This is a genomic window from Pseudoalteromonas sp. S1727 (assembly GCF_005886375.1).
Taxonomy (GTDB): domain Bacteria; phylum Pseudomonadota; class Gammaproteobacteria; order Enterobacterales; family Alteromonadaceae; genus Pseudoalteromonas; species Pseudoalteromonas haloplanktis.
This window is the reverse complement of record NZ_PNDT01000202.1, coordinates 1-561: the sequence shown is the minus strand read 5'-3', so window position 1 is coordinate 561 and position 561 is coordinate 1. Positions and strand designations below refer to the sequence as shown.

The 561-nt window shown below is 35.8% G+C and carries 1 protein-coding gene; it reads right to left on the bottom strand.

What is annotated here, in order from left to right:
- Positions 1-42: 42 nt before the first annotated feature.
- Positions 43-561: response regulator (locus CWB85_RS21625; RefSeq protein WP_138556000.1), on the bottom strand; the 519-nt coding region annotated here is incomplete at its 5' end.

Sequence of the window (561 nt, the reverse complement as noted above, 5' to 3'; positions counted from 1 at the left end):
TACAGGCATTTTTTCGTTTTAAATAATAATCGGGTTAAGTTATTAACTCGTTGTAGTGCTAGATAAGTGTTGTGATAATTGCTCGATTAATTGGTTAACTAACTCTGTTATCTGTACATCTGTCGGTTGCTGATCTTTTGCTAACAAGACTTTATCTAAATTCATCGCAGCCTTAGCGACATTCGTTAATGAAAAGATCTGCGCAGCACCTAAAATACGATGACTATCTTGCTGTAATTCAATAAAATTCTTTTCTTTAACGTGCTGAGCCAAGGCTTTAATTTCGTCATCAAAGCTGGCGATAAAACTGCTTACCAAATCACTAATATCTGGATTAGCTAACGGTAACATTATTGGCTCACTTAAATGTGATGCCAGTGTACGATAGAAGGTTTCTTTCTCGATTGGTTTACTTAAGTAGCCGGTAAATCCCATTGCTAAGTAATTATCGATCTCATGGCTCATTGCATTGGCAGTTAACGCAAAAATTGGTTTATTAAAGCCACATTTTTTTAAGAGTTCAAACGCGCTTAAACCATCCATTACCGGCATTTGTATATC